The 17,512-nt window shown below is 71.7% G+C and carries 16 protein-coding genes; 6 read left to right on the forward strand and 10 right to left on the reverse strand.

Features of this window, described 5'->3' with window-relative positions:
* Positions 1-2: 2 nt before the first annotated feature.
* Positions 3-1,601 (reverse strand): cytochrome c oxidase subunit I, encoded by a 1,599-nt coding sequence (gene ctaD, locus ACE7GA_RS05335; RefSeq protein ID WP_376096684.1) that lies wholly within the window; start codon positions 1,599-1,601, stop codon positions 3-5.
* Positions 1,602-1,839: 238 nt separating this feature from the next.
* Here ctaD and ACE7GA_RS05340 point away from each other — a divergent pair, with 238 nt between their 5' ends.
* Positions 1,840-3,069 carry a glycosyltransferase gene (locus ACE7GA_RS05340; RefSeq protein WP_376096687.1) on the forward strand — a complete coding sequence of 410 codons (1,230 nt, stop codon included), beginning with the start codon at positions 1,840-1,842 and terminating at the stop codon, positions 3,067-3,069.
* Between the two features lie 3 nt (positions 3,070-3,072).
* Here the strand turns inward: ACE7GA_RS05340 and ACE7GA_RS05345 are convergent, their stop codons facing one another.
* A complete protein-coding gene (locus ACE7GA_RS05345) occupies positions 3,073-4,947 on the reverse strand; it encodes an ABC-F family ATP-binding cassette domain-containing protein (protein ID WP_376096690.1) in 1,875 nt (624 codons plus the stop codon).
* A 99-nt stretch (positions 4,948-5,046) separates the two neighbouring features.
* On the opposite strand from ACE7GA_RS05345, the gene nhaA reads away from it, so the two are divergent.
* The gene (gene nhaA / locus ACE7GA_RS05350; protein WP_376096693.1) at positions 5,047-6,246 is read left to right on the forward strand and encodes a Na+/H+ antiporter NhaA; all 1,200 of its coding nucleotides are present in this window, start codon (positions 5,047-5,049) and stop codon (positions 6,244-6,246) included.
* A 144-nt stretch (positions 6,247-6,390) separates the two neighbouring features.
* Here nhaA and ACE7GA_RS05355 read toward each other — a convergent pair whose 3' ends face one another.
* Positions 6,391-6,732 (reverse strand): hypothetical protein, encoded by a 342-nt coding sequence (locus ACE7GA_RS05355; protein ID WP_376096696.1) that lies wholly within the window; start codon positions 6,730-6,732, stop codon positions 6,391-6,393.
* A 105-nt stretch (positions 6,733-6,837) separates the two neighbouring features.
* Here ACE7GA_RS05355 and ndk point away from each other — a divergent pair, with 105 nt between their 5' ends.
* Positions 6,838-7,260, forward strand: coding sequence for a nucleoside-diphosphate kinase (gene ndk, locus ACE7GA_RS05360; RefSeq protein ID WP_376096699.1), 423 nt, complete (start codon positions 6,838-6,840; stop codon positions 7,258-7,260).
* A 54-nt stretch (positions 7,261-7,314) separates the two neighbouring features.
* Here the strand turns inward: ndk and ACE7GA_RS05365 are convergent, their stop codons facing one another.
* Positions 7,315-7,599, reverse strand: a complete 285-nt coding sequence (locus ACE7GA_RS05365; protein WP_376096702.1) for a hypothetical protein — start codon at positions 7,597-7,599, stop codon at positions 7,315-7,317.
* A 146-nt stretch (positions 7,600-7,745) separates the two neighbouring features.
* Entirely contained in the window at positions 7,746-9,074 is a 1,329-nt protein-coding gene (locus ACE7GA_RS05370; protein ID WP_376096705.1) for a tetratricopeptide repeat protein, read from the reverse strand.
* A 229-nt stretch (positions 9,075-9,303) separates the two neighbouring features.
* Here ACE7GA_RS05370 and ACE7GA_RS05375 point away from each other — a divergent pair, with 229 nt between their 5' ends.
* Positions 9,304-9,921, forward strand: a complete 618-nt coding sequence (locus ACE7GA_RS05375; protein WP_376096708.1) for a TetR/AcrR family transcriptional regulator — start codon at positions 9,304-9,306, stop codon at positions 9,919-9,921.
* Here the strand turns inward: ACE7GA_RS05375 and ACE7GA_RS05380 are convergent, their stop codons facing one another.
* The 4 genes from ACE7GA_RS05380 to ACE7GA_RS05395 form a co-directional block, all read right to left on the reverse strand.
* On the reverse strand, positions 9,922-11,682 hold the full coding sequence (locus tag ACE7GA_RS05380; RefSeq protein ID WP_376096711.1) for a GMC family oxidoreductase: 1,761 nt from the start codon (positions 11,680-11,682) through the stop codon (positions 9,922-9,924). It lies immediately after the preceding gene.
* A 10-nt stretch (positions 11,683-11,692) separates the two neighbouring features.
* Positions 11,693-12,439, reverse strand: coding sequence for a gluconate 2-dehydrogenase subunit 3 family protein (locus tag ACE7GA_RS05385; RefSeq protein ID WP_376096714.1), 747 nt, complete (start codon positions 12,437-12,439; stop codon positions 11,693-11,695).
* A gap of 13 nt (positions 12,440-12,452) precedes the next feature.
* Positions 12,453-13,883, reverse strand: a complete 1,431-nt coding sequence (locus ACE7GA_RS05390) for a c-type cytochrome (RefSeq protein ID WP_376096717.1) — start codon at positions 13,881-13,883, stop codon at positions 12,453-12,455.
* A 131-nt stretch (positions 13,884-14,014) separates the two neighbouring features.
* Positions 14,015-15,043 (reverse strand): isopenicillin N synthase family dioxygenase, encoded by a 1,029-nt coding sequence (locus ACE7GA_RS05395; RefSeq protein ID WP_376096720.1) that lies wholly within the window; start codon positions 15,041-15,043, stop codon positions 14,015-14,017.
* Between ACE7GA_RS05395 and ACE7GA_RS05400 the strand changes: the two genes are divergently transcribed.
* Positions 15,023-15,838, forward strand: a complete 816-nt coding sequence (locus tag ACE7GA_RS05400) for a hypothetical protein (protein ID WP_376096723.1) — start codon at positions 15,023-15,025, stop codon at positions 15,836-15,838. The two genes, ACE7GA_RS05395 and ACE7GA_RS05400, sit on opposite strands and share 21 nt — an antisense overlap.
* Positions 15,835-16,917: an extracellular solute-binding protein gene (locus ACE7GA_RS05405; RefSeq protein ID WP_376096726.1), complete on the forward strand. Its 1,083-nt coding sequence runs from the start codon at positions 15,835-15,837 to the stop codon at positions 16,915-16,917. Before ACE7GA_RS05400 ends, ACE7GA_RS05405 begins: the two co-directional genes overlap by 4 nt.
* Positions 16,918-17,097: 180 nt before the next feature.
* Here the strand turns inward: ACE7GA_RS05405 and ACE7GA_RS05410 are convergent, their stop codons facing one another.
* The gene (locus tag ACE7GA_RS05410; RefSeq protein ID WP_376096729.1) at positions 17,098-17,325 is read right to left on the reverse strand and encodes a hypothetical protein; all 228 of its coding nucleotides are present in this window, start codon (positions 17,323-17,325) and stop codon (positions 17,098-17,100) included.
* Positions 17,326-17,512: the final 187 nt, after the last annotated feature.

Genomic DNA, 17,512 nt, shown 5'->3' on the forward strand with positions numbered 1-17,512 from the left:
CGTCAGCGGAACCGCGGCAGTTCCTCGTAGCTGTGGAAGGGCGGCGGGGAGGAGAGCTGCCATTCCAGCGTCGTCGCCGCCGGCCCCCAGGGGTTGTTTCCCGCACGCGCGCCGCGCAGCACCGTGAACAGGACGATGCCGAGGAACAGCAGGAAGGAGGCGCCCGTCACGAAGGACCCGATGGAGGAGACCATGTGCCAGCCATGGAACGCGTCGGGATAGTCGGGATACCGCCGCGGCATCCCCTGCGCGCCGAGGAAGTGCATCGGGAAGAAGGCGATGTTCACGCCGATGAAGAAGGACCAGAAATGCAGCTGGCCCAGGCGTTCGGGGTACATCCGCCCCGTCATCTTCGGAATCCAGAAGTAGAATCCGGCGAAGATCGCGAAGCCCGCCGCCATCGCCATGACGTAATGGAAATGCGCGACGATGTAGTAGGTGTTGTGCAGGATCTGATCCACACCGGGATTCGCGATCTTCACGCCGGTCACGCCGCCGATGACGAAGACGAAGATGAAGCCCATGGCGAACAGCATGGGCGTGCGGAAGGATAGCGACCCGCCCCACATCGTCGCGATCCAGGAGAACACCTTCACGCCTGTCGGCACAGCGATGACCATCGTCGCCGCCGCGAAGTAGGCCCGCGTGTCCACATCGATGCCGGAGGTGAACATGTGGTGCGCCCAGACGACGAAGCCGACCACCGCGATCGCCACGAGCGCATAGACCATGCCCAGGTAGCCGAAGAGCGGCTTGTTCGCGAAGACCGGGATGACGTGGGAGATGATGCCGAAGGCCGGCAGGATCACGATATAGACCTCCGGATGCCCGAAGAACCAGAAGAGGTGCTGGAACAGCACGGGGTCCCCGCCGCCCTCCGGCCGGAAGAAGGCCGTGCCGAAGTTCCGGTCGGTAATCAGCATGGTGATCGCCCCGGCCAGGACCGGCAGCGCCAGCAGCAGCATGAAGGCCGTCACCAGCTGCGCCCAGACGAAGAGCGGCATCCGGTGCAGGCTCATCCCCGGCGCCCGCATGTTGAAGATCGTCGCGATGAAGTTCATCGCGCTCAGAAGGGAGCTGACGCCCGACAGGTGCAGCGAGAACAGCATGAGATCCATGCCGATGTTCGGCTGATGCTCCATGTCGGACAGCGGCGGGTAGAGCGTCCATCCCGCCCCTGCCGGCCCCGTGAAATAGGACGCGTAGAGCATGAAGACCGCCGGTACGACGAGCCAGAAGGAGATGTTGTTCAGCCGCGGGAAGGCCATGTCCGGCGCCCCGATCAGCAGCGGCACGAACCAGTTGCCGAAGCCGCCGATCAGCACGGGCATGACGACGAAGAAGATCATGGTCAGCCCGTGGATCGAGACCGTCGCATTCCAGGACTGCCCATCCGCGAAGATCTGCAGCCCCGGGCTCGCCAGCTCCGTCCGCATGAGGACGGACACCGCGACGGCCAGCGTCGCGGACAGCAGGGAGAAGATGAAGTAGAGGGTCCCGATGTCCTTGTGGTTCGTGCTGAACAGCCACCGGACCAGGAAGGGCGGCGCGTGATCGCGATGGGCATCGGGGATGGCATCGGTCGTGCGCTGAAGGGCCACGGTCCTGATCCGTGAGAGGGCGGGGCCCTTGTCCGGCACGCCGCGCCGTCGCGTCCTTCGCGCAGGTTAGCGCCGCGCCCCGGCCCGCATCACGCCGCCGCGAGAGCGGCCTGACGCCCCGCGCGGACGACGCCGACGCCGCACGCGCCGGCCATCCCACCCCGAACGCGGCACACGCCGTTCCGCAACCTCGCCGCCCCGTCAGCGCTCAAGCCTTCGCTCCGGCCTGAGATCGAAGATGAAAGCCCTCGTCATCTCCCAGCATGCCCCCCCGGTCCCGGGGCGCGACGTGTACGGCGTATACAAGCGCTTCGGGCTGTTCATGGGCGCCCTCGGCCGCGTCGCCGAGGAGATCGAAACCCTCCACTTCGTCCCCCGCGCCCTCCTGGAGGAACACCGCGACCTCGACGCCCTCAGCCGCGTCCAGTCCGCCCATCTCGGCGCGAACCTCCGCGTCGGCCTGGCCGAGGTCCACCGCCGCCAGGAGAACAGCTGGAACCACTACGCCACCGGCATCAGCGCCATCCACCGCCAGCCCGTCTTCCACCACTACGGGTCGGACGACCAGGTCCGCGCCGTCGCCGCCGCCCTCGCGCGCCGCCCCGACCTCGTCTTCGTCCACCGCCTCGCCGCCATGGTGCCCCTGTTGCGTGCCGGGGGCACACCAGCACGGATCCTCTTCGACCTCGACGACGTCGAGCACCGCGTCGTCCTCCGCAAGGCGCTCGCCCCGCCGCGCAGCGCCTCGCGCCTCGCCTACCTGGCCCACGTCCCCGCCATCCTTGCCGCGGAACGCCGCGCCGCCGCGGCGGCGGAGGCCACCTTCGTCTGCTCCGCGACCGACCGGGACTACCTCCTCCGCCGCGGCCTCCGTGGCCGGATCGAGGTCATCCCGAACGCCGTCGCCATGCCCGACGCGCCGCAACCCCTCACGGCCGCACCGACGCTCCTCTTCCTCGGCACCTACACCTACGGGCCGAACCGCACGGCCGCCGATCGCCTGGTCCGCGGCATCTGGCCGCGCGTGCACAGCGCGATGCCGGACGCCACCCTCCTCATCGCCGGCGGCGGCTCCGAATCCCTCCCCGGCGCCGCCTCCCCGCCGCCCGGCGTCACCTTCACCGGCTTCGTCCCCGACCTCGCCGCGCTCTACGCCCGCGCCCGCGTCATCGCCTGCCCCCTCACGGTGGGTGGCGGCACGCGCGTGAAGCTCATCGAAGCCGCCGGCTACGCGAAGCCCATGGTCTCGACCCGCATCGGCGCCGAGGGCCTGGACTTCGCGCCGGACCGCGAAATCCTTCTCCGCGACGGCGACGAAGCCTTCGCCGAAGCCTGCCTCCGCCTCTTCCGCGACGACGCGCTGTGCCAGCACCTCGGCACCGCCGCCCGCGCGAAGGCCGAAACCCTTTACCGGCTAGACCGCGTCCAGGACCGCATCGCCGCCATCATGGCGGGGAAGGAAGCCTGACCGCTACGCCGCCTCCAACCGCTCCGACAACTCGAGCCACTCCTCCTCCAGTTTCCCGACGATGCCCGCGATCGCCGCCCGCCGCGTGTTCGCCCAGGCGATGTCCGCCGGCTTGAACCGCGCGTAGGTCGCGGGATCGCCGAGTTTCCGTGCCAGCAGCGCCTCCTCCGCCCGCAACTTCTCCAGCCGCGCCTCGATCTCCTTCACGCGTTCCCGGATAGGCGCCAGCGCAGCCCGTGCCGCCGCGCGCGACGCCGCCGTCGGCCGCGCGGGCTCGTCGCGATTGGCCGCCCGCGTCTCCGCTCGCGCCGCGCGGGACCGGTCGGACAGCCACTTCCGGTAGTCGTCCAGGTCCCCGTCGAACGGCGCCACCGTCCCGTCCGCCACCAGCCAAAGCCGGTCCGCCGCCAGCTCCACCATGTGCGGATCATGCGTGATCAGCACGACGGCGCCCCGATAATCCGTCAGCGCCCGCACCATCGCCTCGCGCGCGTCGATGTCCAGGTGGTTCGTCGGCTCGTCGAGGATCAGCAGCTGCGGCGCGTCGCGCGTCGTCAGCGCGAGCAGCAGCCGCGCCTTCTCCCCGCCCGAGCAGTCGCGGATCGCCGTCGTCGCCCGGTCCGAGTCCAGCCCGAACCGCGCGAGCTGCGCCCGCGCCTGCGTCACCGTCGCGGTAGGCATGGCGCGCTGCATGTGCAGCAGCGGGGTCGCATCGGCGTCCAGCGCCTCGGCCTGATGCTGGTCGAAATACCCGACCTTCAGCCGCGGCGCGCGCCGCACCTCCCCGTGCAGGGCGTTCAACCGCCCGGCGAACAACTTGGCCAGCGTGGACTTCCCGTTCCCGTTGGCCCCCAGCAACGCGATCCGGTCATCCTGGTCCAGCCGCAGGTCCAGCCCGCGCAGGACGACGTGGTTCCCGTACCCCACGCTCGCCTTGAAGGTCGTCAGGATGGGCGGCGCGACCTCCGGCGGCTCCGGAAACTCGAAGCGCGTGACGTGATCCTCGGCCACCGCCACCATCGGCGGCAGCCGCTCCAGCGCCTTCAGCCGGGACTGCGCCTGCCGCGCCTTGCTGGCCTTCGCCCGGAACCGGTCCACGAAGGCCTGCATGTGCTGCCGTTCCGCGGCGATGCGCGTGTTCTCGGCGACCTGCTGCGCCTGCCGCTCCGCCCGGATGCGGACGAACTCCGAATAGGCGCCGGGGTAGGTCGTGATCTTTCCCCGGTCCAGATGCGCAATCGAATCCACGCACTGGTCCAGCACCTCCCGGTCGTGGGAGATGATGATCGCCGCCCCCGGGAACCGCCGCAGCCACCCCTCCAGCCAGATCGTCGCTTCGAGGTCCAGGTGGTTGGTCGGCTCGTCCAGCAGCAGCAGGTCGGGCTCCAGCGACAGCGCACAGGCCAGCGCCACCCGCATCCGCCAGCCGCCCGAGAACTCCGCGACCGTCCGCCCCTGCGCTTCCGCGTCGAAGCCCAGCCCGGAAAGGATCGTCGCGGCCCGCGCCGGCGCCGCATCGGCGCCGATCGCGATCAGCCGCTCCTGCACCTCCGCCAGCCGGGCGGGCTCGCCGCCCTCCATCTCGCGCAAAAGCGCCGCGCGCTCCGTGTCCGCCGCCAGCACGGTATCCAGCAGCGACACGTCCGTGCCCGGTTGCTCCTGCGCCACGTGCGCCATCCGCGCCCGGGCCGCGATCCGGAACTCCCCCCCATCCGGCGCCAGCGCGCCCGTCAGGACCCGGAACAGGGTGGACTTCCCCGCCCCGTTCCGACCGACCAGTCCCAGCTTTCGCCCCACGTCCAGCTGCAGGCTCGCGCCGTCCAGCAGCGCGCGCCCGCCCAGGCGGATGGTCAGGTCACGGATGGCAAGCACGGTCATGGCGGCGCCTTCTACCCTCCCGCTTGGTTGCTTGCACGCATCCTTGGCCCGGCGGATGCCGGCACGTTAAAGCGAGGTCGCAACGAGACGAGGGCCGATATGGACGGCACGACCGCGGCGCGGACCCGAGCCCCCTCGGCACTGCGCCGGTTCCTGGAAGCCCAATCCTCCGCCGGCCTCGTCCTCATGGGCGCCGCCGCCCTCGCCCTGATCGTCGCCAATTCACCCCTCGGCACGACCTACGAAGCGGCGAAACACGCCACCATCGGCCCCCTCTCGGTGGAGCACTGGATCAATGACGGCCTGATGGCCGTGTTCTTCCTGCTCGTCGGCCTCGAGATCAAACGAGAGATGCTGGACGGCCAGCTCTCCACCTGGCCGCGCCGGATCCTGCCGGGCATCGCCGCGGCTGGCGGGATGCTCGTCCCCGCCCTGATCTACGCCGCCTTCAACGCTGGCTCGGACAGCCTCCGGGGCTGGGCCATCCCCGCCGCGACCGACATCGCCTTCGCCCTCGGCGTTCTCGCCCTGCTCGGCAGTCGCGTCCCGTCCTCGCTCCGCGTCTTCCTCGCCGCGCTCGCCATCATCGACGATCTCGGCGCCGTCATGATCATCGCCCTCTTCTACACCGCGAACCTCTCCCTCCCAGACCTTGCCGGCGCCGCCGCGGTCACGGCCGCCCTCGTCGCCCTGGGACGTGCGGGCGTGACCCGCCTGCTGCCCTACCTCCTGCTCGGCGCGGCGCTCTGGGTCCTCGTGCTGCGCTCCGGCGTCCACGCGACCATCGCGGGCGTCATCCTTGCCCTCACCATCCCCATCCGCGCCACGCCCGCCGCGCCCGACGCCGCGGCAAACTCCCCCCTCCACCGGCTCGAACACGCGCTTCACCTGCCCGTGGGTTTCCTCATCGTCCCGGTCTTCGGCTTCGCCAATGCCGGCGTCGCCGTCCTCGGCCTGCCCGCCGAGGTCCTGACCGGCCAGGTGACGCTCGGCGTCGCCCTCGGTCTCTTCCTGGGCAAGCTCGTCGGCGTCTTCGGGACCGCGACCATCGCCATCCACCTTGGCTGGGCCGACATGCCGGCCCATGCCTCCACCGGCCAGCTCCTCGGCACCGCCCTCCTCTGCGGCATCGGCTTCACGATGAGCCTCTTCATCGCCCTGCTCGCCTTCCCCGGCGCGCCGGCGATGCAGGACGCGGCGAAGATCGGCATCCTCGCGGGATCGCTCGTCTCCGGCCTCCTCGGCACCCTCGTCCTCCTCCGCACGAAGCCGGAGGCCGTACCGACGCCCAGCCGCTAGCGAAGGCCACCGCGGCGCGCCCGCGACGGGACGCACGTACCGCTCGCCGGACCACATGTCCCGACGCTGGCCTTGCCGCCATTACGGCGGAGGGCGTGCGGAGGGCGTGCGGAGGACCACCCGCCCGCCGAACGGGACGGAGCGTCAGCGCGACTGGGGCCGGTTCGGATCGTCGAGGTTGGGCGGGGTCACCAGGGGAGTCGCGCTCGGCGCCGGGTCGCCCGGCGGCGGCACGACCATGTCTCGGTCGGCCGTCGTCGGCGGCACCGTCCCGCGCGGCACGGCGATCGCCGCGGGGCCGGACGCCGCGGGCCCGCCATCGGCAGGACCGGGGCTGCCCGAACCGGGGTTGCCTAAACTCGGGTTGCCAGGACCGGGTATGTCAGCCGGGGCAGGCGCCGGCACCCCGTCCGACGGCGCCTGCGCCCTCGCGCCGGCGGGCAGCATCAGCAGGCCCAGCAGGGCGGCACGGATCACGGGGCTCATGCCCCCGGAACCCCCGCCTCCCGCCGGGGTTGCACCCCCGCCCCTTGCGCCGCCCCCGCCCGGCGGCTACCCGGCGCCCGCCTTCACACGGAACGGAACGGACCCATGGCCATCGAGCGCACCTTCTCCATCCTCAAGCCCGACGCGACGCGCCGGAACCTGACGGGCAAGATCAACGCCGTCTTCGAGGAGAAGGGCCTCCGCGTCGTCGCCCAGAAGCGCATCCAGATGACGACGGCGATGGCCGAGACCTTCTACGGCGTCCACAAGGACCGCCCCTTCTTCCGCGACCTCGTCACCTTCATGACCTCCGGCCCCGTCGTCGTGCAGGTGCTGGAAGGCGAGAACGCGGTGGCCCGCAACCGGGAGATCATGGGCGCCACCAACCCCGCCAACGCGGCCGACGGCACCATCCGCAAGCTCTTCGCCGAGAGCATCGAGGCGAATTCCGTCCACGGCTCCGACAGCCCGGAGAACGCCGCGACCGAGATCGCCTACTTCTTCGCGGGCCACGAGATCACGGCCTGAAGCCCATCTGACGCCGCGGCGCGGCCAGGCGGCGAACCGCCCGGCCCGCCCGGATCACCAGCGGTTCCAGCCCTGCTGCTGGTACCGCCCACCGGCATAGGCGTCCCGCTGCCCCTGCTCGTAGGCGCGACGGGCCTCGATCTCCCGCTGCTGGCGCCAGAACTCGCGGCGGTGCATCCGCCACTCCTGGCGCCGCTGCCATTCCTCGGCCTGCCAGTCCCGGGCGACGGGCGCGCCGTAGCCGTAGCCGTAAGGCGCCCCGTAGGGCTGCGCCTTAGCCGGGATCGCGGAAAGGGCGCCCGCCGCGGCGATCAGCGCCCCGAAGACTGCACGCTTCATCTGAACCTCGTCCCGGGACCGCCTGGAGACCCTGTTCCTGGCCCGGTGCGAGGGTTTTCGCGCGGCGTCGCGGCGGGCTTAGGGCGGTGTCGGCCGCATCCCCGCCGCATCGTGGCGGGACGGGGGCAGCCCCGTCCCGCCCCGGCTCACGCCGCGAGCTGCCCGGTCATTCCGGCCTGCCGCGCCCAGGCCCCGTTCAGCGCACTATCCGGCTTCGCCGCCAGCCGCTCCGCGATCATCGCCTCCGCCAGTCGCGCGTCGCCGGAGCACAGCGCGGCCTCGACGAGCGTCCAGGACAGGATGTCGCGCTGCGCGTGGCTCCCGCCCATGCGGACGGCGATGCCGCGCACCGGCAGGATCTCCGCCGCCGCGACGCCGAAGGCGCCCCGCCCGAAGGCCGAGAGCCCGCGGCAGATCGGCATCCCGACCTCCCGCGTGACCGCGGCATTGCCGTCACTGCCCCGCGCCGTCCGGTCCATCCGCGCCAGCAGCGTGGCCTGGGAGTCGCGGTCGCCGGCGCCGACGAAGGCCATCATGGCATGGACGTCGTTGAACGCGGCCGGCGCCTCGATCCGCGTGCGCCAATGTGCCGCCAGCGCCTCCCACCGCCCGCCGAGCTCCGCCCCCAGCAGGTGCAGCCGCCAGAGCAGCCCGGACCCGTCCACCATCTGCACCGCCGCCTCGAACCCGCTCGTCGCGACGGTCTCGTCGTAGAGCCGGATCGCCCCGTCCAGGTCGCGCGCCTCGAGGTGATAGAGCGCGAGGTGCCACCAGTTGTGGAACGCGAAGCCGCTGCCGGGGGACCAGCCGCCACTCGTTGAGCGCAGGAAGGCCATTCCCTCCTCCGTCCGCCCCGTCATCTCCATGACGTGGGCGACGGCATGTGCTGCCCAGCCATCCTGGGGGTTGAGCCCCAGGGCCTCGCGCCCCTCCGCCTCGGCGGCCGCGTAGTTGCCGCACTCCTCCAACCCGAAGGCATGCATGCCCAGCACGAAGCCGCGGTCCGGCACGCCCTGCGTCCAGTGCGGCAGCACGCGCGCCACGCGGTCCCGCAGCATCTGCGACTGGCCGAGGAAGAAGTCCCCGGCCTGCGCGAGCTGCGTCGCCAGCGCGTCCCGCGGGTTGGCCATGGCCACCGCGCCCCAGCCTTCCGTCGCGCGCCGGAGGTCTCCTTCCAGCCAGGCCTGGGCCGCGGCCAGGTGGCCCCGTTCCCGGTCATTGGCATGGCGCATGGCCGGCTCCGCCATCGCGATGGTGCGTTCGAGCTCCGGCCCGAACGCGGGGTCCAGCGCGGTGACGATGGCGCCCGCGCGCACCGCATAGGCCATCGCGCAGTCCGGGTGCTCGGCGATGAGGGCGTCCGCATCCGCGATGGGATCGACCTGGAAGGCCAGCATCTTCAGCGTCAGGGCCTCGACGGCCGGAAGCGCGGCCTGGCCGCAGGAAAGGGGGTTCCCCCAGCGATCGCGTGTCATGGTGTTTCTCCTCGGCGCCGGGATACGCGTCCATGCGCCCCGATGCGTGTGCCGGAGGGAACAGGATCGAAGCCTCGTGTTGTAGCCGACCCGTGGTACGGGACGGGCAGTTTTCTTAAAGCACGTAAAAATCAGAGCCTTGCGGCGCAGATGGTTCGCACGCGACCGATGCGACACATCCCCTGCGGCGGCCCGACTGTACTTGCGGTACAGGCACCCCATGGACGGCATGATCCTCCCCCCGCGGACCTCCGCGCGCGAGCGGCTGCTCGACTGCGCGCAGCGCTCCGTGCTGGAAAAGGCATTCGCCGCGACCTCCATCGAGGAGCTGATCGCCGCCGCCGGTATCTCGAAGAGCGGCTTCTTCTACCATTTCCGCGACAAGAACGAGCTCGCGAAGGCCCTCCTCCACCGCTACCTCGAGGAAGACGCGGCCATCGTGGACGACATCTTCCGCCGCGCCGACGAGCTGAACGAGGACCCGCTGCACGGCTTCCTCATCGCCCTGAAGATGCTGGCGGAGGTCATGGCCGACCTGCCGGGCGGCCACCCCGGCTGCCTCGCCGCCGCCTACTGCTACCAGGAACAGCAGTTCAGCCGCGACGTCGTCGAACTAAACCGCCAGTCCATGCTCGCCTGGCGCGCCCGCTACCGCGCCCGCCTCGACCGCATCGCCGAACGCTACCCGCCCCGCCTGCCGCTCGACCTCGATGACCTCGCGGACATGCTGGCCACGGTCATCGACGGCGGGATCACGCTGGCCAAGATCACGAAGGATCCTTCCGTGCTGGCGCGGCAGGTCATGCTCTACCGCGCCACGGTGCGCCTGCTGTTCCAGCCCGCCTGATCAGCCCTCCACTAGCCGCCCCGGCGCGCGAAGGTAGTTCCGCACCCCGTCGAGCGACCAGTAGGTGATCGCACCCACCGTGTTCGTCGGGTTGTACCCCGCATTCTGCGGAAACGCGCTCGCCCCGATCGAGAAGACGTTCGGCACGTCCCAGGATTGCAGGCGCCGGTTGACCGCGGAATTGGACGGGTCCGTCCCCATCACTGCGCCGCCGCAGATATGCGTCGTCTGGTACGGCACGATGCTCGCCGGGTTCGGCGGCCGCGTCGTGCGCGTGGCGTCCGGGTTCATCGCCCGCACGATCTCCTGCGCCCGGGCGATGAGGAAGCCGCGCATCTTCTCGTCGTTCTCCGGGAAGTCGAAGGTCACGCGCGCCAGCGGCTGACCCATGTCGTCCGTCCAGGTCGGGTCGAGCGAAACGTAGTTCCCGCGCCGCGCCGTGCTGCCGCCGTGGCAGAGGATCGGGACGAAGCGGTCGTACCAGGTGTTCACCGCCTCCTTCCACCCGCGCCCCCAGCGAGGCGCGCCGTCCGGCAGCACGATCTGCTCGATGGGACGCAGCCCCGTGTTCTGCCCCGTGATGTAACCCCCACCGATGAAGCCGTGCGGTCCGTGGTCGAAATTGTCGCCGTTGTACTCGTCCACCACGGCGCCGAGCGCCCCGGCACCGGCGAAGTTGTCGAACCGTTCCCGCTGGATGAAGGCATAGGTGCTGGCGATGGTCTGATACGTGAAGTTCCGCCCCACCTGCCCCTGCCCCGTCGCGGGATCATAGGGCGTCCCGATGCCCGAAAGCAGCATCAGCCGCACGTTGTGAATCTGGAAGGCGCAGAGCAGCACGAGGTCCGCGGGCTGCCGCACCTCCTGCCCCAGCCCGTCCACGTAGACCACGCCCGTCGCGTGCTTCTTGTCCGGCGTCAGCTCGACGCGCAGCACCCGCGCGCCGGTGCGGAGCTCGAAGGTCGGCTGGCGCAGCGCGACGGGCAGGGTCGTCGTCAGCGGGCTTGCCTTGGACCAGTTGTAGCAGCCGAAGCGCTCGCAATGCCCGCAATAGGTGCAGGGCTGCATCTCCGCGCCGTCCGGGTTCGTGTAGGCCTGCGACAGGTTCGCAGATGGCTGCGGGAAGGGTTTGAGCCCGAGCGACCGCGCGCCCTGGATGAAGCGCTCCTGCACCGTGTTCATCTTCATCGGCGGCGTCGGGTATTCGCGCTTGCGCGGGGCCTCGAAGGGATTGCCGCCCTCCTGGATCTGCCCGTTCAGGTTCCCCGCCTTGCCCGACGTGCCGCAGAGGTACTCGAACTTGTCGTAATGCGGTTCCATGTCGTCGTACGTGACGCCCCAGTCCTGGATCGTCATGTCGTCGGCGATGGCGCCCGCGCCGTAGCGCTGCGTGTTGTGGCTCCGCATCTGGAAGTCGGAGGGCAGGAAGCGGTACTGCTGCCCGTTCCAGTGCACGCCCGCGCCTCCCAGCCCGTCGCCTAGCAGGAAGGCACCCAGCCGCCGCATCGGCAGCGCCTGCTGGTCCGGCCTGTTGCGGAAGGTGATGGTGTCCCGCGACAGGTCCTGGAACAGCGCGCCGCGCCGCACGTACTTCAATTCGTCCAGCACGTTCGGCGCGGGGAAGTCGGACGCCGTGTCGCGGAACCCGCCGCGCTCCAGCCCCACGACGCGCAGCCCGGTCTTCGCGAGCTCCGCCGCGCAGATGGACCCGGTCCACCCCATCCCGACGATGACGACGTCGGCCTTCGGCATGTCCACCATGGGTCGATCCTCAGCCGATCGAGACGGGTTCGCCGTCGAACGCCGCCGCGGCGCCGACGAGGTCGTTGCGCACCGGGTTGGCGCCGGGGTAGCCGATATGCTTCCACGTCGCGCCACCGCGGTTCCCGCCGTAGAGGGGGTCCGCGAAGTAGCCTTCCATCGTGTTCTGCAGCAGCATCTCGAAGAAGACAGGGGCGGGGACGCCGCCGAGGTCCATGCCCGGCTGCTCCATGCGGTGCAGCAGCGCGTCCTGCTCGCCCGCGTCGAGCTCCGAGACGCCCCGGCCATGCTCCGCGCGCACGATGCGCTCGAGCGTGCCGAGCGCGTGTTTGTAGAGCATTCCCGGCGTGATCGCGTATTGCCAGCCCTGGCTCGGCGTACCCTGCGGGAAGGGCCCGCGCAGGTACCACTTGTCCGCGACGCCGAAGGCACCGGCCAACTGCCGGTCGATGAAGGTGACGACGCCAACCTCCACCGCGCCCGGCCCCTCCGGCCCCGCGGGGATCAGCCGGTCCACCAGCGCGCGGAGCGTGTCCGTCTCCGGGTTGTTCAGGAAGATGCTCGCACCATCCTCCGCGCCGGCCGGCACGGGTTCCGGCGCGGTCGCGGGCGCGGGCTGGTTCCCGGCGGGCGGTGCGGCAGTTGGCTGCTGCGCCTCCGCCGGTTGCACGAAGCCCGCGAGCGGTGTCGCGGCCGTCGCCACGATGAAACCGCGGCGGTTGAAGCAGGCGCCCGGCGGCTTGGGGGCATCGGTCATGCGCGGGCGCTCCTCAGCGCAGGGACTGCAGGAAGGCGACGACGTCCGCCCGGTCCTGGTCGTTGGTGATGCCGGGATAGGTCATGCGAGTCCCCGGCGCGTAGGATCGCGGCTGCTTCAGGAAGGCATCGAGCTGCGACGCGTCCCAGCTCTGCGCCGCCTTCCCGCGCAGCGCGCCGGAATAGGAATAGCCGTTGACGGACGCGATCTGCCGCCCCGCCACGCCGTAGAGCGGCGGCCCCACGCGCACGGCGCGCGACGCGTCCACGCTGTGGCACGCCGTGCAGACCCGGTTCACGACCTGCCCGCCATGCTGCGCGTTCGCCGCCCGTCCCGGCTGGGCAGGCACCGGTGCGGCCGCCGCCGCGGGCCGCGCGCCCCCTTGCTGCGGCGCCGGTTGCGGCGCCTGGCTCGCGGCCGGCGCCGCCTGGGGCGCCGGCCGTGCCGGGGCCGCCGCGGCGACCTGCAGCGGCGCGTCCTGCACCCCGAAGAACTCCGCGACGGATCGGCGGAACGCCGCATCCGTCCGCAGGCGGTCTACGTCGCCGTCATGGAACTCCGGCGCGCCCCGCAATCGCTCGGCCGTGGCGTCCAGCCGCACCCGTTCGAACCGCGCGCCGAAGCGCAGCGCCGGGAAGGGCACCAGCACGTCCCGGGCGCCGGTGATCGCCGGCAGCACCGTCGTCCCCAGCGCGCCGGGCAGGCGGATGATGACGTGCGTGACGCGCGCACCCTCCCCGCCATCCACGACGGCGTCGTGGATCACGCCGAGTTCGCTGCCATAGTTGTCGGACTGCACGACGGGCTTGCCCAGCAGGTCGCGCGCTGTGACGAACCAGTCGCCCGGCGCGGGCTGGGCACCGGCCTGTGCATTCCCGCCCGCCGGCGCGTCGCCGCCCGGCCCGGCCGCGGCCGCATTCGGCGCTGGCGCGCTCCCGGCCGGCGGCGTACGCGCCGACGCTTCGCCGCCCGGCGCCGCAGCCCCCGCATTCTGCGCCGGCGCGTCCCCCGCCGGTGCCGCCTGCGCGGCTGGCGAGGATGTCCCCGGCGTGCTCCCCGCCGAAGCCCCAGGCGAGGGCGCTGCCGGAACGCCCTCCGCCGCCCCGCGATTCTCGCCCGCCATCGTCGTGGAGAGCAGGATCGGCGCGAGGCGCGGCAGCCCCGCCGCGACCAGCGCCTCGTCCGCCCGCGCGCGGCAGGCGGCCGCGTCGCCGCCCCGCGCCGCTGCCTCTGCCGCCGAGACGAGGTCCGTCACCCGCCCCCGCTGCGCTTCCGGTACGCGCGGTACGGCCGCCGCCGCGCGCGACGCGTCGGACAGGCACGCGACCCCGGGCGATGGATCCGCCCCCCGCCCCGCGACCGGCGCCAGGATCAGGACGCCGAGGAACCCACCGGCGACGATGCGTCCCCAAGGCGGAATGATGTGTCGCGCTCGCTCGGGCATGCCGGGAGGCCTCCGCCGGAATCGCGCGCTTATCAGCCAGGCTCGGCCATGGGCACGCTAACGCGGACTAACGGCCGCCGGCTTTCGTCGCTGCCTCGCGAAGGGGTGACGACGCCGAATTCACCGGCTGGTCATGCCGCGGCCGGCTTGGCTCCCGCCGCGATCTTCGCCGCCTGCCATTCCCCCGCGATCACCGGCGCATGCCGGGGTGGGTTGCCGGGGCCCGTGCAGGTCGGCAGGCATTCGATCAGCGCATCCGGATTCGTCCCGCAGAACATCGGATACGAAAGCCGCCGCCGCCCGCTCGTGTTCCGCGCCCGATGCAGCGTGGAAACGAAGCGCCTGTTCGTCCACAGCTCCATCATGTCCCCGATGTTCACGACGAAGGTCCCGGGGATCGGCGGCACGGGAATCCACTGCCCCGCCTTGTTCCGCGCCTCCAGCCCGCCGTTCTGATCCTGCCAGAGGATGGTGAAGCACTCGTAGTCCGTATGCGCCCCGACGCCGCTCGCGCGTCCCTCGCCGGGCTGCGCGGGGTAGTGCACCAAGTTCAACTGCGCGATCGGCTTCGTGACCAGCGGCGCGAAGTGCTCCTCCGGCAGGTCCAGCGCCCGCGCGAAGAGACGGAACAGCGCCATCTGCACCCCGTGCACCGCCTCCCAATACGCATAGACCGCCTCCCGGAATCCCGGCAGGTCGCGCGGCCAGGCATTCGGCCCGAGCATCTTTTCCCCGCGCCGAAAATCCGGATCGTCCGCCGGCAGCTCCATCCCGACCTTGAAGGACTCCTTGATGTCCTTCGGCCCGTTCGGATCGAGGTTCACCTCGCCGAACCCGCGCCACCCCCGGTGATTCCCCTGGCGGGAGATATGGACCTCCCGCTTCCGCTCCTCCGGCAGGTCAAAGAACCGGTTCGCCTGCTCGACGGTCGCCGCGATCAACGCCTCCGACACGCCGTGCCCCGACAGGTAGAGGAACCCCGCGCTCTCGCAGACCTGCGCCGCCCGCCGCGCCACCCCGTCCTTGTCGCTGCCGTCGAGGAAGGGCCCGATATCCACGACCGGCACCGCGTCGAAGTCCCGCATCTTCCGCTCCCGTGACCAGCCTGCGACGGTAGCCAAGCCGCCGCCGGAGGGGAAATGCCCGAACTCGTCGTCCACCAGGCCCTGTGGTCCATGGACGGAATGCCCCTGGACGAAGCCGCACGCCGCATCGCCGCAGCCCGTTTCGGCGGCGCGGCCGTGCGCTGCATGGACGAGGCCTTCGTTGCCGACGCCACCGCCACCCTCACCCGCCACGGCCTCGGCTGGGTCGGCAACGCCCTCCCGCGCACCCCCGACGCCCTGGCCGAACCGCTGCGCCTCGCCGCCCGCCACGGCGCCGCCGCGCTGAACGTCATCCCCCTCCTCCGCGCGGACGACGCCACCGCCCACGCCATCATCGCCCGCTGGCTCGACGAAGCCGCCGAAGCCGGCGTCACGCTGCACCTCGAAACCCACCGCGGCGGCTTCGCCGAGGACGGCTTCCGCCTTGCCCGCCTCCTCGAATCCCTGCCGTCGCTCCGCTTGACCGCCGACCTCTCCCACCTCCTCCTCGGCCACGGCATCAAGCCGCCCTTCGCCGAAGCGGACCTGGCCATGATCGCCCGCCTGCTCGCCGCCAGCGACGCCGTCCACCTCCGCCTCTCCACCTCGGAGCAGGCACAGGTCTCCCCCGCCTTCCCGCAGCACGCCCCCTGGCTCGACCACTATCGCGCCTGGTGGCGCACCCTCTTCGACGCCTTCGCCACCCGGAACCCCGGACGCCAGCCCGTGGTGGTCACCGAGCTCGGCCCGCCCGCCGCCGACTTCCCCGTGACCGGCCGGGACGGGGCAGAACTCTCCGACCGCTTCACGGACTCGATCTTGCTTGCCACCATCGCCCGCGACATCTGGCGCGAAGGAGGCCACGCGTGAGCCAAGACCAGTTCCAGGACGCCATCCAACTGGCGATCCGCCGCGGCACCCTGCCCCGCCGCGCCGCCCTCGGTGCCCTCGCCGCCCTGCCCTTCGCCAACACCGCCCGCGCCCAATCCCGTGAAGTCGTGATGGCCAACTGGGGCGGCGTCGGCGACGCCGCGCAGAAGCGCACGTATGGAGCAGCCTTCGAACGGCTGAACCCCGGCGCCCGCTTCGGCACCGACACCTCCGGCCCCAGCATCGGCCGAATCCGCGGCATGGTCGAAAGCGGCCGCGTCACCTGGGACGTCGCGGAGAGCAACGCCGCCGGCGCCATCGAGCTCGGCGCCCGCAACCTCCTGGCCCCCGTGGACTACACGATCGTGGACCGCGCCAAGGCCCCGCTCCCCGGCTTCGCGCTGGAACACGGCGTCGCGTCCTACGCCTTCTCCTCCGTCATCGCCTGGGACAGCGCCAAGTTCCCCGAAGGCCCGCGCGGCTGGGTCGACTTCTGGGACCTCCGCCGCTTCCCCGGCACCCGCATGCTGCGACGCGCGCCGCACACGGTCTTCGAGGCCGCGGTCATGTCCACCGGCGTCCCGGCCGACAAGGTCTTCCCCCTCGACGAACGCGTCGCCCTCGCCCGCCTGCGCGAGATCCGCCGCAACCTCGTCTACTGGAACAACGGCAGCGAATCTGAGAACCTGCTCCGCACCGGCGAGGCCGTCATGGGCCTCATCTGGCACACCCGCGCCAAGGTGCTGGAGGAAGAGACGCGCGGCCGCGTCAAGCACACCTTCGTCCAGGGCATCCTGCAGCCCGGCACCTACGTCGTCCCGCGCGGCGCCCCCGGCGGCGTTCTCGCGCAGCGCCTCCTCGCCGCCATGCAGGACCCCGACGCGCAGCTCGGCCTCTTCGAAGCCCTCGGCAATTCCCCCGTGAACCCCGAGGCCATCGCCCGCGTGCCGGAGGCCGGGCGCCGCTACGACCCCATGGCCCCCGCGAACCAGTCGGTCCAGTGCATCTACGACGGCGCGTGGTGGGCGCAGAACCAGACCCGCCTGACGGGCGAGTACCTGGACCTGATCACCGGCTGAACGGTCGCGGGACGGGCGCCGCGGCCCCTTGCGGGCGCAGGCCGCCGAGGTCGGCCCCCGACCCCGGCCCGGCCGCGAGAGGGAAGCCGGCGCCGCGTCGCCGGCGTGCGCGGACGATGGCGAGGTTCCTCGCCCCGCCGCGCCAGGTCCCTTTGGGCGTCGGGCGCCGGATCCCCGGGGTCACACCGCCGATACGGCAGGAAAGGGTGCCGATGCGGCCGAACGCCGGCCGGCATACCCGTCCTCACGCGCATCGGCCTGCATGTCCGAGGCCAGCCGGTGCCACCGGGCGGCGGCGCGGAGAAGCGCGGCCTGCACCGCAGGATCCCTCGAGCCCTCCGCACGGGCGAAGGTCGCGGCAGCCAGATCCCGCAGGGACGCGACCTGTACCGCGAGCGCCATCGTCATGCTTCCATCCTCCTGCCTCTGACCGTCCCACCATTCATGGCCCCGCTCCGGATCGTCGGGGCCGCACGCACCGAGGCCTCCCGCAACTCCATCCCCCGCGCCGGTCGCGCCTGAGCTTCAGGTCCCGGCAACACAACCGCCCCCCGCAGGCGGACGCCGGGGCCGCAATGCGGGGCGACGCAGCTCC

The organism is Roseomonas sp. CCTCC AB2023176 (genome assembly GCF_042259275.1).
In the GTDB taxonomy this organism is placed as follows: Bacteria; Pseudomonadota; Alphaproteobacteria; order Acetobacterales; family Acetobacteraceae; genus Roseomonas.

Coding starts and splice junctions, on each gene's coding strand:
- ACE7GA_RS05390 (WP_376096717.1), bottom strand. CDS start 13,883: ATGCCCGAGCGAGCGCGACACATCATTCCGCCTTGGGGACGCATCGTC.
- ACE7GA_RS05410 (WP_376096729.1), bottom strand. CDS start 17,325: ATGACGATGGCGCTCGCGGTACAGGTCGCGTCCCTGCGGGATCTGGCT.
- ACE7GA_RS05345 (WP_376096690.1), bottom strand. CDS start 4,947: ATGACCGTGCTTGCCATCCGTGACCTGACCATCCGCCTGGGCGGGCGC.
- ACE7GA_RS05375 (WP_376096708.1), top strand. CDS start 9,304: ATGATCCTCCCCCCGCGGACCTCCGCGCGCGAGCGGCTGCTCGACTGC.
- ndk (WP_376096699.1), top strand. CDS start 6,838: ATGGCCATCGAGCGCACCTTCTCCATCCTCAAGCCCGACGCGACGCGC.
- ACE7GA_RS05370 (WP_376096705.1), bottom strand. CDS start 9,074: ATGACACGCGATCGCTGGGGGAACCCCCTTTCCTGCGGCCAGGCCGCG.
- ACE7GA_RS05365 (WP_376096702.1), bottom strand. CDS start 7,599: ATGAAGCGTGCAGTCTTCGGGGCGCTGATCGCCGCGGCGGGCGCCCTT.
- ACE7GA_RS05340 (WP_376096687.1), top strand. CDS start 1,840: ATGAAAGCCCTCGTCATCTCCCAGCATGCCCCCCCGGTCCCGGGGCGC.
- ACE7GA_RS05385 (WP_376096714.1), bottom strand. CDS start 12,439: ATGACCGATGCCCCCAAGCCGCCGGGCGCCTGCTTCAACCGCCGCGGT.
- ACE7GA_RS05400 (WP_376096723.1), top strand. CDS start 15,023: ATGCCCGAACTCGTCGTCCACCAGGCCCTGTGGTCCATGGACGGAATG.
- nhaA (WP_376096693.1), top strand. CDS start 5,047: ATGGACGGCACGACCGCGGCGCGGACCCGAGCCCCCTCGGCACTGCGC.
- ACE7GA_RS05355 (WP_376096696.1), bottom strand. CDS start 6,732: ATGAGCCCCGTGATCCGTGCCGCCCTGCTGGGCCTGCTGATGCTGCCC.
- ACE7GA_RS05380 (WP_376096711.1), bottom strand. CDS start 11,682: ATGGTGGACATGCCGAAGGCCGACGTCGTCATCGTCGGGATGGGGTGG.